Raw genomic sequence first — 13,946 nt, 5'->3', positions numbered from 1 at the left:
GGTGGTCAGGTCGTGGAGGAATTCGGAATAAGCATTATAGCGGTGGATAGGGTTGGGTTGCAGTGCCTTGCGCAGGCAGCCTTCCATCCAGAGCGGCAGATCCTTGCGGTGCTTGAGCGCCGGAATATAGTGCAGCTCACCATAGTGCTCGATGCGATAGCGCTTGGTCGAGGGTTCATCGTAGGGCAGCTGGCCGGTTATCATTTCATAGCAGATCACAGCCAGCGAAAACAGGTCGGCACGAAAGCTGCCCTGCTGCCCCATCAGGTACTCCGGTGCCACATAGTTGACCGAACCCTGGGGAATGGACTTGTCCAGCGGTGAGCCCATTTCTTCGATGCCGGCGATGCGTACGGTGCCGAAATCCAGAATGCGTACCCGACCGTCGCCGTCGATCATGATGTTCTCGGGCTTGAGATCCTGGTGCACCATCTCGGCCCGCTGAAAGGCCCGCAGGCCCGAAATGACCTGGCGCACCAGGTCGCGCACCTTGTCCAGCGGGGGTTGGGGATTGTCCTGCATCCACTGGCGCAGGTTCTGGCCTTCTATGTGTTCGCCCAGGTAATACAGCAGGCGCTTGGGACGCGGCGGGGCAAAGGTCTTCATCACATTGGGGTGATCCAGCCTGCGCCCGACCCACTCTTCGCGCATGAAACCATCCAGATAGAGGCTGTCTTCGCTGAAGTTCTCCGAGGGCGCCTTGAGCACGTAGATCTGTCCACTGGCCAGATCCTTGACGCGATACATGTGGCTGCGAGTGCCGCTGAAGATCACGTCCAGTACTTCGTAGTCGTCGATGCGATTGCCGACATTCAGCACCGGCGGTATGGGCAGGGCACTCAGGCGCTGATAGTTTTCATCCGGGGTTTCCAGCGGCAGCGCATCAACCTCGATCAGCAGGGCGGTGAGGTTGTCATCGCTGCCCGCCAGCATAGCCTGGTCGATCAGCAGCGCGCTGGCGGCTACGGGGTCCGTGGGGTGCTGCTGCATGAGCTGGCTGATCTGGGCCCGGGTCAGGTGTTCATGTATGCCGTCGGTGGTGAGCAGGATGCGATCGCCGGGTTCAAGCGTCTGGGTGCGGTAATCCAGCTCCAGATGCTGGTCGGCACCGAAGGCGCGGGACAGGTAATTGCGACCGCGTTCCACATGAACATGATCGCGGCTGAGTTGTTCCAGCTCGCCATCGCGGTAGTGCCAGATGCGGCTGTCGCCGACATGAAAACAGTGCAGGGTGTTGGACTTGAATATCACCGCCGAAAAGGTGCACAGCATGCTGTCGTCGTGACCCAGGCGGCTGGAGTTTTGCTGATAGAGCCAGCTGTTGAGGCTCGATACCACGCGAGCGGCGGCGTGACGGGTGCTCCAGCTGTCGGGGGTGCTGAAATAGTCGGTAATAAAGCTGGTGACCGCCGTCTGGCTGGCGATATGGGAGTCGGCACAGCTGCTGACGCCATCGGCGATCACCGCTGCAGCACCCTTGAGCAGCAGGGTCTGGTCGTCCGGCGCATGGGCGGCGAAGGCATCCTGATTCTGCGGTTTGATGCCAGCAATGGACTGGCCGCCGAAACGGACTTGCAGTTTGGTGGCGCCGCTATGGGGTTGATTCATTATGGTACTTCCAAAACCTCAAAAGGGGGCGAAGCCTTGCGGCCGCGCCCCCGGGTTACTTCCTGAGGTCGCTGAATTAAAGCGACCCTGGTCATGCAAGGCCGATCAGGAGACGCTGATCAGCTCGACACTGCCATCGGCATTGACTTCGGCCATGTGGCCCTTGGGTTCTTCCAGCAGCAGCAGGACGATAAAGCCCAGTACCGCTGTGGCTGCAATGACCATGAAGAAAGTCTGGTAGCTGACCATGGACAGTACGGTCAGATAGAACACCGCACCGACATTGCCGTAGGCGCCGGTCATGCCAGCCACCTGGCCGGTGAGGCGACGCTTGATCAGCGGCACTACTGCAAAGACGGCACCTTCACCGGCCTGGACAAAGAAGGAACAAGCCATGGCGGCAATCACCGCCAGTGCCAGCGGCCAGCTGCTGTCGATCACCGACATGATGCCATAGCCTAGGGCAAGGCCTGCGGTCAGTACCAGCAGAGTGGCCTTGCGTCCGCAGCGATCGCTGATCAGGCCACCGGCCGGGCGGGACATCAGGTTCATGAAAGCATAGCCCGAGGCGAGCAGACCGGCATAGACCATGTCGAGTTCGAAGACGTCGGCGAAGAACAGCGGCAGCATCGAGACTACGGCCAGCTCCGAGCCGAAGGTGGCGAAGTAGAGCACATTCAGTACCGCGACCTGCTTGAACTTGTAGCGGTGCATTTCCGGTACCGGCTGGGTGAAGATTTCCCGGTTCACGCTGTAGGCGCTGTAACAGTCATAGACGAAGAAGAGCGCAAGGCCAATATAGATGAAGAGTGCGACTGTGCTGCTGAGAATGGATACACCCTGGGGTGACAGCTTCCAGCACAGCAGTGCCAGAGCGGCATAGAGTGGAATTTTCATGATCAGCAGGAAAATGAAGTCACCCTTGCTGGTGACTTCCAGTCCGCCGATACGCTTGGGCTTGAAGTAGGTCGAACCCTTGGGGGTATCGGACACATTGAAAAACCATACGAAGCTGAAGATCAGGCACAGCAGACCGGTGGTGGCCACGGCATAGCGCCAGCCATCTTCACCGCCAAATATCAGTGCCAGGGTCGGCAGCAGCATGGCAGCGGCGGCGGAGCCGAAGTTGCCCCAGCCGCCGTAAATGCCTTCAGCGGTGCCCAGTTCGTTGGCCGGGAACCATTCGCTCACCATACGTATGCCGACAACGAAGCCTGCGCCTATAAAGCCCAGCAGGAAACGGGCAATGGCGGCCTGGGTAAAGTCCTGCGCCATGGCGAACATGAAGCAGGGCAGGCTGCAGAAGAACAGCAGCGCGGCGTAGACATTGCGCGGGCCGTACTTGTCGGTCAGCATGCCGATCAGGACACGGGCCGGTATGGTCAGGGCGACGTTGAGAATCAGCAGCGTCTTTATTTCGTCGGAGGTCAGTCCGAGGGAGGTCTTGATCACGCCCAGCAGAGGCGCGAAGTTGAACCAGACAAAGAACGTCAGGAAGAAGGCAATCCAGCTCATGTGCAGGATCTTCATTTTGCCCGTAAAGGCAAACAGGTTGAGCTTGGTGTTATCAGTCATAGGTTTTCATCCACTACTGGGCCAGCAAAGTACAAAAAAAATGGCGTCCAACATCCCCGTTGCCGGGAAGGTTTGAACGCCATTGTTCAAATTTGGTGCGTTTGCCCTTTTACGGGCCTTGTTTCGGTGCGTCAGGAGTTAACTTTTTACCCGCTGTCTGGCCCGCGGCGCCTTTGCCGTGGGTCAGGCGGCAGCCGGGGCTGTCGTTTCTCCTGTAGATGTCTTGGATGAATGCATGTCTTGTGCCAGCACTGTATCTTCAGTTGCAATTGGTGTTTCTGTTGCGGCAATGGGGGCCGTTTTGGTCGGGGTGGACTTCCCGCTCGGCGAACGGCTCTGGCTGTTGTCCTGGTCCGGCTTGTGCTGCTTCTCGTACAGGAAGCTCAGCACTTGGTGGCGGTAATGGTTGTAGCGGGCGTCGTCGGCCAGTTCGATGCGGTTGCGTGGCCGCTCCAGATCAATCTTGAGGATCTCGCCCACGGTGGCTGCCGGGCCATTGGTCATCATGACGATGCGGTCCGACAGCAGCACGGCCTCGTCGACATCGTGGGTTATCATGATTACGGTGTTTTTGAGCCGTGCCTGGATCTCCATCAGGGAGTCCTGCAGGTGGGCGCGCGTCAGGGCATCCAGGGCGCCAAAGGGCTCATCCATCAGCAGAACCTTGGGCTGCATCGCCAGAGCCCGGGCTATGCCTACGCGCTGCTTCATGCCACCGGATATTTCATCCGGGCGTTTGTGCAGGGCGTGGCTCATGTGGACCAGTTCAAGGTTGTGCTCGATCCAGTCCTTCATTTCGGCGCGGGTCTTGCTGTTGCGAAACACCTGCCTGACCGCCAGTTCGACGTTCTCGTAGGCGCTGAGCCAGGGCAGCAGGGAGTGATTTTGAAACACCACGGCGCGTTCGGGGCCAGGCTCGCGTACTTCTTTGCCCTCCAGTACCACGCCGCCCTCGGTTGCCTCATAGAGGCCGGCAACCAGATTGAGCACGGTGGACTTGCCACAGCCCGAATGGCCGATCAGGGAGACGAACTCGCCCTGGTCGATCTTCAGATTGACGCCATCCAGGGCGCGAAAAGGGCCGCGCGAGGTCGGAAAATCGATCGCCACGCCGGTAAGTTCCAGATGAGTCATGGGTTTTCTCCTTGTTGGGTGGCTAGTGCACTAGCGCACGACGGCGTTTTTGTCCCAGGAAATACGGCTCTGCAGCAGCTGCATGGCGCGATCGAGCATAAAGCCGATGATGCCGATCACGATAACCGCGACCATGATGCGGCCAAGGGAATCGGAACTGCCGTTTTGAAATTCGTCCCAGACGAACTTGCCGAGCCCCGGATTCTGGGCCAGCATTTCGGCGGCGATCAGCACCATCCAGGCGATACCCAGCGACAGTCGCAAGCCGGTAAACATGGCCGGAATCGAGGCCGGTATGGCGATCTTGAAAACGTGGGTCATGAACGGCAGGCGCAGCACCTTGCTGACGTTCTTGAGATCCTGGCTGATGCTCGATACCCCGACGGCGGTGTTGAGCAGCGTCGGCCACAGGCTGCACAGTGAGACCGTAATCAGCGAGGTAACAAAGGACTTGGCAAACATGGGGTCGTCGGAGACGTAAAGTGCGCTGACCACCATGGTAACCAGGGGTAGCCAGGCCAGGGGTGATACCGGCTTGAGTAGCTGAATCAGCGGGTTCAGCGCTGCGTACAGAGTGCTGTTGAGGCCGATCAGAATACCCAGTGGGATGGCGATCAGACTGGCCAGGGCAAAGCCTGCCAGTACCGTGACCAGGCTGGTGCCGATTTGATCGACAAAGGTGGGTTTGCCGGTGTAATCCCGCAGCCGTACCTCGGCGCTGGGATCCTTGGCCAGGGCGGCGGCATTGCGCTTTTCCTGGCGTTCCATAAAGGCGGCTTCGCGGCTGCGTTCGCGCTGGTGGTCGGCGATCAGGCCAACGGACTGTTCATACACCTGGGCGGGGCCGGGGAATTTACCCAGAGAAGTATCAATATTGCGCGCGGCTAAATGCCAGGCAAACACAAACACCAGCATGCCAAGTAGCGGCAGCAGCAGGGCACGGGCGATGCGGGTGACGCTGGCGGCACTGGGTGCGCGCAGTGACAGGTGCAGTCGACGGGCCTTTATCGGGTGACTTTGGGTACTTGCAGTGCTCACGGTCATTGCTCCACAACGGGGGCGCAGGCGTGATGCCTGCGCCGGTTAAGCTCAGATTTTGTCGTCGCCCTTGAGGCCAATACCGAACTTTTTCAGGTAGTCATTGGGGCTGTGACCGTCGTAAGTGATGCCATCGATAAAGTGCGTCTGGGGCGCGCGGTAGCCATCTTCAGTGCTGAAGTCCGGGAACTCGGATGCGTCCATCTTGCCTTCCTCGATCAGGGACTGGGCCGCCTGGGCGTAGATGTCCGGGCGATAGACCTTCTTGGCGATATCCAAAAACCAGCTGTCCGGCTTGGCATCCTCAATCTGGCCCCAGCGGCGCATCTGTGTCAGGTACCAGATGGCATCGGAGTAGTAGGGGTAGGTGGCGTTATGGCGGAAGAATACGTTGAAGTCGGGCACCTCACGTACGTCGCCTTTCTCGTATTCGAAGGTGCCGGTCATGGAGTTGGCGATAACCTCGTAGTCAGCGCCGACATATTCCGGCCTGGAAAGAATTTCCACGGCTTCCGGGCGGTTGCCGTTGTCGTTGGCGTCCAGCCACTTGGCGGCACGGATCATGGCCTTGACAACGCGCAGGTGAGTGTTGGGGTTGGCATCGGCCCATTCTCTGGAAACGCCGAATACCTTCTCTGGGTTGTCTTTCCAGATCTCATAGTCGGTAATAATAGGGACGCCTATGCCCTTGAATACGGCCTGCTGATTCCAGGGCTCGCCGACGCAGTAGCCATGGATGGTGCCGGCTTCGAGTGTGGCGGGCATTTGCGGCGGCGGCGTTACCGACAGCAGTGCATCGGCACCGAGCTGACCGCTGATATCACCCTTGTGGGGTGCATAGAAACCCGGGTGGATGCCACCTGCGGCCAGCCAGTAGCGCAGCTCGTAGTTATGGGTCGAGACCGGGAATACCATGCCCATGTTGAAGGGCTTGCCTTCGGCCTTGAACTCGTCGACCACCGGTTTCAGGTAATCGGCCTTGATGGGGTGTACCGGCCTGCCGTCGGCATCCTTGGGGATATGCGGTTTCATGCGCTCCCAGATATCGTTGGAGACGGTTATGCCGTTGCCATTAAGGTCCATGCTGAAGGCGGTAATGATATGGGCCTGGGTGCCGTAGCCGATGGTCGCCCCCAGTGGCTGGCCCGCCAGCATATGGGCGCCGTCGAGCTGACCGTCGATCACGCGGTCCAGCAGGACTTTCCAGTTGGCCTGGGCTTCTACCTGTACGTACAGGCCTTCGTCCTCGAAGTAGCCCTTTTCATAGGCAATCGCCAGCGGGGCCATGTCAGTGAGCTTGATAAAGCCGAATTTCAGATCTTCCTTTTCAGGCGGGCCTATTGCTGCCTGGGCCTGGCTGAAGGTCATGAGAGATGACAGCGACAGGGCGCCGGCGGCAATCATTGCCTGCTTGAGAAGGGTGCGACGGGGGCGAACTGAGGGGGTGCTCAGGGTGGTGTTGAGTGGCATGGACTAGCTCCTGGAATTGCAAACAAAAAGGCGCCTGCAACGGGACGAAATACTCGTCTCGCTACAGGCGCCTTTGCCTGAACTGCTTTTTAATAAAACTGTTCAGGTTAATGCATAAGCCGTGCCACAAAGTTAAGTTATTGAAATATATGAATTAAATTATTTTCTGTGGTTTTGGTGCGCTCTGTTGTGCACTGCGGCAAGCCAGCGGTTCTGGCGTGCTGCACTCTTATTGCTCAGCCGTTACTGGCTGGGCGCTTGGGTCGAAGCGCTTGTCCTGGGGCAGGCTTAGGGGCCCCTGGTTGCCGGCGATCTCCCAGGGGCTGTCGTGCATGCCCTCGGGCTTGCTGTCGTTCAGCGGCAGGTTGAGCTGCAGCGCGGCGCTGGCCAGACGAAAGCTGCTGCTGTCGTAGGTCGTGCGCGCCAGTTTATCCAGTTCTGCGCCGCTGCAGGGGTTGGGCTGATCCTGCTGAATTTGCTCCAGCAACCAGCGCGCCTGGGATTGCCAGGGGAAGTTGGCGGCGCTGCCAAAGAACTGATGCCGGCCAATGCCGGGATCCGGTGTGATCAGGTTCGTGCCCAGGTAGTGTGGCTGGCTAAGAATGTCGAGCATTTTGCTGCGATTGCCGGGCTCATCCAGCCAGGCGCAGGCCCGTAGCAGCGCCATGATTAACAGTTGCAGGCTGCCCGGGTGCTGGGCAGCCCAGTGTGTGGTGGTACCCAGTACCTTGTCCGGGGCGTTGTGCCAGATCTGGTGGCCGCTGATCAGCACACGGCCGACCTGTTGCTGCTGGGCGACGCTGTTCCAGGGTTCGCCGGCACAAAACGCATCGATCAGGCCGCGCTTGAGCGCATCGACCATCTGGGGCGGTGGAACCACCACCTGGCGAATGCGCTGCAGATCGATGCCGCAGGCATTGAGCCAGTAGCGCAGCAGAAAGCTGTGCATCGAGTGGGTATAAACGGTGGCGAAGGTCGGGCGCTCCTGCGGATGCTCACGCAGGTACCAGGCCAGGGCTGCGCCTGCAGAGGCGGGATCAGTGCAGAAATCCGGTGCCTGTTGCAGGGTTTCATGCAGCGCGCTGCTCAGGGTAATGGCATTGCCGTTAAGACCCAGGCCCATGGTGCAGACCAGCGGGTTCTGGCCGTAGCCGAGCCCCAGGGCTGCGGCCAGCGGAATACCCGCCGGCATCTGGGCGGCATCCAGCAGGCCCAGCTGCACCTTGTCACGGATGCTGGCCCAGGAGGCCTCCTTGCTCAGGCTCACGTCCAGGCCGCAGTCACGGAAGTATCCCAGTTCCAGTGCCACGATCAGCGGACAGGCGTCAATCAGGGGCACAAAGCCCAGTGTCAGTTGGGGTTTCTCAGGCGCCGGGAGGTGGCTGGGAAGTGTAAGATCGGACATATCAGGTATCCATATTGGGTCGGATTCGAATCAGGCGCCGCGGTACAGGCTGGGCGTAATTCAAGTCAGATGATTTCCATCACAGCAATAATGTTGCGGGCGATTTCGGCCAGCGGCTTTTGCTGATCCATTGCCATGCGGCGCATTGCCTTATAGGCCTCGTCTTCCGGGCATTTGTGACGTTTCATCACCAGACCCTTGGCCTTTTCGATCAGTTTGCGGTCGGCCAGCTCCGAACGTGCTTCCACCAGCTCAAGGCGCAGCGCCTGGAACTCACGAAAACGTGCCGCGGCGACATCCAGAATCGAGCTGATGCGGCCAAATTCGAGTCCGTCGACCACGTAGGCGCTGACGCCGGAGCGGATGGCCTTTGAAATGGTATCGCTGTCGCCCTGTTCGGCGAACATGACGACAGGGCGCGGCGAGCGGTCATTCAGCAGTGCCATATTTTCCAGCACATCCCGGCTGGGGGAGTCCAGATCGATAATGATCATGTCGGGGTGAAGCTCCTCCACCCGGTCGGCCAGCAGATCGGTATTGTCCAGTCGTGCCAGCACCTCATATCCCTGATCGCGCAGCGACTGTTCAAGCAGCGCGGCGCGGCCACGATCCTCATCAATCACCAATACTTTTATCGATGGAGGGCTTTTCATTCTAACGGGGGCTCCTGGGTACATTCAGTCAGGAAAACGATATCATGCCATTGAAATTAGATGCATGAAACATGCCTGTGTTGCGGTAAGTTTTAGGCGTCAGCGGCAATGTACCGCCGGTACTTGACTGTCCCAAGTCTGGGTGCGGCGTTATAATGCGCGTCATTTCGCTAACTCGATTATAGCTTTCAGGATAACGATGACAGTACGTACCCGCGTAGCTCCGTCCCCGACCGGCGATCCCCATGTCGGCACCGCCTTTATAGCCCTGTTCAATCTGGCCTTCGCACGCCAGCACGGTGGGCAGTTTATTTTGCGCATCGAGGACACAGATCAAGCGCGCAGTACGCCGGAATCCGAGAAGATGATTCTCGATTCCCTGCGCTGGCTGGGGCTGGACTGGGACGAAGGTCCCGATGTCGGCGGCCCTCACGGCCCCTACCGTCAGAGTGAGCGCGGTGATATCTACAAGAACTTTGCGCTGGAGCTGGTGGAGAAGGGCAAGGCCTTTCTGTGCTACCGCACGCCTGAAGAGCTGGATGCGCTGCGCGAAGCCCGTCGCGCTGCCGGTGGCCATACTGCGCTGAAGCAGAGTGATCTGGCGCTGCCGGCGGCTGAAGTGGAACAGCGTGCGGCCCAGGGGTTGCCCTATGTGATTCGCATGGTGGTGCCTGAAGGTGAGGGCGCCTGCCAGATTGATGATCTGTTGCGCGGCACCATCGAGCTGGACTGGGGCATGGTGGATGCGCAGATTTTGCTTAAATCCGATGGCATGCCTACCTATCACCTGGCCAACGTGGTGGATGATCACCTGATGGAAATCACCCACGTGATTCGTGGCGAGGAGTGGATCAACTCGGCGCCCAAGCACAAGCTGCTGTACGAATACTTCGGCTGGGACATGCCGGTACTCTGCCATATGCCGCTGCTGCGCAACCCCGACAAGTCCAAACTGTCCAAGCGCAAAAATCCGACCAGCATCCTGTATTACCAGCGCATGGGCTTCCTGCCTGAAGCGCTGCTGAATTATCTGGGGCGCATGGGCTGGTCCATGCCGGATGAGCAGGAAAAATTCTCGCGTGACGAAATGTTCGCCAACTTCGATATTCAGCGCGTGTCCCTGGGCGGGCCTGTATTCGATCAGGAAAAGCTTAGCTGGCTCAATGGTCTCTGGTTACGCGAAGACCTGACTCCGGAGCAGTTTGCTGCGCGTTTCCAGCAGTGGGCGCTGAATCCGCAGTACCTGATGCAGATTCTGCCGCTGATTCAGCAGCGTGTCGAAAAACTGTCGGATGTGGCACCTTTGGCGGGATTCTTCCTGTCGGGCATGATCGACCTGGATGAAGCCAGCTTTGCGCACAAGTCCCTGCCGATTGAAGACGTGCGCAAGATTCTGCAGTTTGCCTCCTGGCAGATCGATACCGAGTCTGTCTGGACCAAGGAGCAGCTCTTCACCGAGCTCAAGGCGCTGGCCGACGGCATGGGCTTCAAGATCCGTGACTTCCTGTTCCCGCTGTTTATCGCCATTGCCGGTACCAGTCAGACGGTATCCGTGATGGATGCCATGGCGATCCTTGGCCCCGACATGAGTCGTGCTCGCGTGCGCCATGCGCTTAATATCATCGGCGGGCCTTCCAAGAAGGAAGGCAAGCGCTGGGAGAAGGAGTTTGCGGCACTGAAGGCTGAGGGCTGATTAACAGAGTGCGCCCGGACGCATAGTCCTGGTCCGTCAAAACCCCGCTGCGGCGGGGTTTTTGCGTTCTGTGTAGTCTGGTCGGAACAGTGATCTCCGTATATGGCTGAGTAATCTTTAACCAGTTGAATATTAAAGGACTTTCTTTTGTTTTTTGTAGAAAACCTGCTTGACAGTGAATGGGTCTAACCTTACTATATCGCTCGTCTTCTGAAGGGGGCCTTAGCTCAGCTGGGAGAGCGCGACGCTGGCAGCGTCGAGGTCGGGGGTTCGATCCCCCCAGGCTCCACCACTTCAAGAGACAACTGAAAGTCCTATGCGTCCCATTCGTCTAGTGGCCTAGGACACTGCCCTTTCACGGCAGTAACAGGGGTTCGAACCCCCTATGGGACGCCACTTTCAAGTTTTGCGTGAATTGTTTTATGGGGCCTTAGCTCAGCTGGGAGAGCGCGACGCTGGCAGCGTCGAGGTCGGGGGTTCGATCCCCCCAGGCTCCACCAATTCATGTATGTCATCTCCTGCTTTTCCTTTACTGTCTGTTTTTCTGTGGTTATTCCTTTCTTCCTGTTGATGGATGCGCTTCTGCTTGTTTTGGGATTGCAGTCCTGAATCGATTGTCTGCAACTGTTTCTCCTTTTGTTCTTTTCCGTCTGATCTTGCAATAGTTTTTGGGAGTACTCTCAAACAGTTCTCGTAGCGCTGATTCCGCAGCCCGCAGGAATCACGTAGCCAATGCTGGAGTGCGGTCGCATCCGGTTATCAAACACCTTGATGGGCCTGACGATAGTCTGCTTCGCTTCTCCCCATGTATTGAAGTCCTCGTGATAGCTAGCGGCCTGTCGGATTTATCACTGATCTGCTGCGAAAAAGCCGACTTTGGTCATTTTTCGTCATCTTTTTGTACTCGTCGTAGGCTCCTCGGTCTGCGACCCCGCTAAAGCGGTTCTTTACACTGCGTTCCAAGTGTTAAATAGAACCACTATTCGCCTTAAAACATCGCAAAAACCCGCTCAAATCAGTCGGCTCTTGCTACGGCCAGCATTCTCGGACAGCCTCCTAGATAGAGCAATTCCCCCCGCATCGGTATGCAGGTGATATCACCGACATAGAGCTGATCCGGTTTCTGGGCTAAGAAGTTGCAATTCGGAAAATTCGGAGTGAACCGGAAGTTTAGAAACCGCCACCCTGCCTGATAGTGTGATGTTACGAATAAGAATTTTATTCATTTTATTTTTTGTGAACTGGTTGAATATAACAGAGCACTACTCCTGAATTTCGCTTTCGTACTGTCAGTTTTCTTTACAGGATTTAGCATCTTGACCTGTTGGGCAAGTTTTATCCTTTTGATTTTTTATCTTAATTTTATTTTGGCGCGACCTTTGCCTTAATTTTTCAGTAAGGAATTAGTACGAATATAATGGAATCGGACCTCAGGTATGAGAGCGAACGACATTCCGCCTGCATTTCACGGGCTCAATTGTGCCAACTCTTCGATGTATTATTTGTCGCTGTCAGTTCTTGTAGCTGTCTCCTTTTCATTTATCCGCTCTAACGTTGTCCAGCCTGTGTGTCGGCATTTTCGCGTTTTCCCTTTCGAACATCACGGCCGCCAAAAGCCTGGATAGATCATCATTTAAATGACTTTCAAGGAGAGATCTCATGCCGATTTCATCCCCATTAGATGCTGACAGATTTCGCCTCCCGCTTGGCTCCGGGACGCTCACGGCGGCGCTTGATCTAGACGACATTCCCGACGATAGGTACTACTTAGCGTCGGATTTCAATACCTTAGAAGACCGTGGCAATGGCCCAGCCTTTCATCTTGGCGAAGATTGGAACGGCGAGGGCGGCGGCGATACCGATCTTGGTGATTCGGTATTTGCTATTGCTAATGGGGTGGTGGTCGAAGTGGTCAGCGACCAAAGTTCAGCCACGACAGGGTTCGGTAACTACGTTGTGGTACTGCATAACCTCGCCGATCCAATTGTCGTTGGCGGCCAGACCGTTACGCAGGTTTACTCGCTGTACGCCCATCTGGATACCGCCACCTATTTTGATGGCGCCGCTGTCAATACGGGGGATGCCATCGCCATCGGCGAGAAAATAGGCACGATTGGAAGCACCGGCTTTGCTGAAATTGCACAGCTGCATTTCGAGATTACGTTAAACGATACGTTGCCGACTAATGATGATGGTTACAACCCGGCTGGCGCTCCTGTTGAATGGGTTGACCCGAGCAAATTTATTGACAGTGCAAATGCTCAGCTATCCGGACTGGATGACGATGGGGGCACGGCGGCGGTGTCGGCGGCGGGCACACCAACGGTGTCGGTGGAGGGAACATCGAACTTCGAGGGCACGACCTCGGTGGATCCGAACTATTTGAGCTGGACGGTCTCACTCTCGGAAGTATCAACGGAGCCGGTGACGGTGGAATACCGTTTTCTGGCGGGGACGGCGTCGGTAGGGGCCTCGAATTCGGGTTCGGATGCCTATGGCTCCAATTCAGGCACCTCGGTGACCTTCGCCGCGGGCGAGACCTCGAAAACGGTGAGCTATCGGATTGATGCCGACGGTGTCGATGAGCTTGACGAGACGGTGATTCTGGAAGTGTTCTCGGCCCAGGGGGCGGCGCTGGCCGGGGGTGTCCCGGTGCTGCGCGCAACCGGCTGGATTCTGGATGACGACGGCACGGGCAACAACCTGGCGCTGTTCGTGTCACGGCCCTTGGTGGTTGAGGGTGATGCCGGACAGACCCAGGCCTCCTTCGAGGTGTCGCTGTCGCGACCAGCGCCTGAAGCCTTCACGGTGGACTACACCACGGTCGACGGCAGTGCGACGGCGGGTGAGGATTACCAGGCGACCAGCGGCACGCTGATCTTTGCCGCGGGTCAGACCTCCTCCTCGGTGACGGTCCCGGTGTTTGGTGACACGGCCATAGAGCCGACCGAGCTGTTTTCGCTGAGCTTTGACAAGCCGGCGGGGGTGGCCACTGTATCCATCGGCTCGGCCGAGATCCTCGACGACGATGCGGGCGGGGAGGCGCAGCCGACGGTGAACGTCTCGGGGGCATCGAACTTCGAGGGCACGACCTCGGTGGATCCAAACTATTTGAGCTGGACGGTCTCGCTCTCGGAACCGGCGACGGCGGCGGTGACGGTGGAATACCGTTTTCTGGCGGGGACGGCGTCGGTAGGGGCCTCGGGTTCGGGTTCGGATGCCTATGGCTCCAATTCAGGCACCTCGGTGACCTTCGCCGCGGGCGAGACCTCGAAAACGGTGAACTATCGGATTGATGCCGACGGTGTCGATGAGCTTGACGAGACGGGGAGTCGGGAAGTGGTCTCGCGCCAGGGGGGGGCGATGGACG

General features: G+C 57.9%; 9 protein-coding genes and 3 tRNA genes. 5 read left to right on the top strand and 7 right to left on the bottom strand.

Annotated elements, in window-relative coordinates; translation table 11 throughout:
- The 7 genes from MPRO_RS22350 to MPRO_RS22320 form a co-directional block, all read right to left on the bottom strand.
- On the bottom strand, positions 1–1,608 hold a 1,608-nt coding region (locus MPRO_RS22350; RefSeq protein WP_245635182.1), incomplete at its 3' end, for a bifunctional protein-serine/threonine kinase/phosphatase.
- Between the two features lie 105 nt (positions 1,609–1,713).
- Positions 1,714–3,183 carry a NarK family nitrate/nitrite MFS transporter gene (locus MPRO_RS22345; RefSeq protein ID WP_067298402.1) on the bottom strand — a complete coding sequence of 490 codons (1,470 nt, stop codon included), beginning with the start codon at positions 3,181–3,183 and terminating at the stop codon, positions 1,714–1,716.
- A 183-nt stretch (positions 3,184–3,366) separates the two neighbouring features.
- On the bottom strand, positions 3,367–4,317 hold the full coding sequence (locus tag MPRO_RS22340; RefSeq protein ID WP_067298401.1) for an ABC transporter ATP-binding protein: 951 nt from the start codon (positions 4,315–4,317) through the stop codon (positions 3,367–3,369).
- Between the two features lie 30 nt (positions 4,318–4,347).
- Complete coding sequence (locus MPRO_RS22335) at positions 4,348–5,361, bottom strand: ABC transporter permease (RefSeq protein ID WP_082709074.1); 1,014 nt, start codon at positions 5,359–5,361, stop codon at positions 4,348–4,350.
- Positions 5,362–5,406: 45 nt separating this feature from the next.
- Positions 5,407–6,723, bottom strand: coding sequence for a CmpA/NrtA family ABC transporter substrate-binding protein (locus MPRO_RS22330; RefSeq protein WP_245635183.1), 1,317 nt, complete (start codon positions 6,721–6,723; stop codon positions 5,407–5,409).
- A 331-nt stretch (positions 6,724–7,054) separates the two neighbouring features.
- Positions 7,055–8,230, bottom strand: coding sequence for a CmpA/NrtA family ABC transporter substrate-binding protein (locus MPRO_RS22325; RefSeq protein ID WP_067298399.1), 1,176 nt, complete (start codon positions 8,228–8,230; stop codon positions 7,055–7,057).
- A 65-nt stretch (positions 8,231–8,295) separates the two neighbouring features.
- Positions 8,296–8,883 (bottom strand): ANTAR domain-containing response regulator, encoded by a 588-nt coding sequence (locus MPRO_RS22320; RefSeq protein ID WP_067298398.1) that lies wholly within the window; start codon positions 8,881–8,883, stop codon positions 8,296–8,298.
- A gap of 199 nt (positions 8,884–9,082) precedes the next feature.
- On the opposite strand from MPRO_RS22320, the gene gltX reads away from it, so the two are divergent.
- The 5 genes from gltX to MPRO_RS22295 all read left to right on the top strand — a co-directional run.
- Complete coding sequence (gene gltX / locus MPRO_RS22315; RefSeq protein ID WP_067298397.1) at positions 9,083–10,576, top strand: glutamate--tRNA ligase; 1,494 nt, start codon at positions 9,083–9,085, stop codon at positions 10,574–10,576.
- Between the two features lie 216 nt (positions 10,577–10,792).
- Positions 10,793–10,868, top strand: a tRNA-Ala gene (locus tag MPRO_RS22310).
- Between the two features lie 28 nt (positions 10,869–10,896).
- Positions 10,897–10,972, top strand: a tRNA-Glu gene (locus tag MPRO_RS22305).
- Between the two features lie 28 nt (positions 10,973–11,000).
- A tRNA-Ala gene (locus MPRO_RS22300) sits at positions 11,001–11,076 on the top strand.
- Positions 11,077–12,235: 1,159 nt separating this feature from the next.
- Positions 12,236–13,946 (top strand): Calx-beta domain-containing protein (locus tag MPRO_RS22295; RefSeq protein WP_158651923.1); only part of this gene is annotated, 1,711 nt, incomplete at its 3' end.

The organism is Marinobacterium profundum, assembly GCF_001528745.1.
GTDB classification, from domain to species: Bacteria; Pseudomonadota; Gammaproteobacteria; order Pseudomonadales; family Balneatricaceae; genus Marinobacterium_A; species Marinobacterium_A profundum.
The sequence above is the reverse complement of the archived record's forward strand: the minus strand, read 5'-3'. Positions and strand labels throughout refer to the sequence as shown.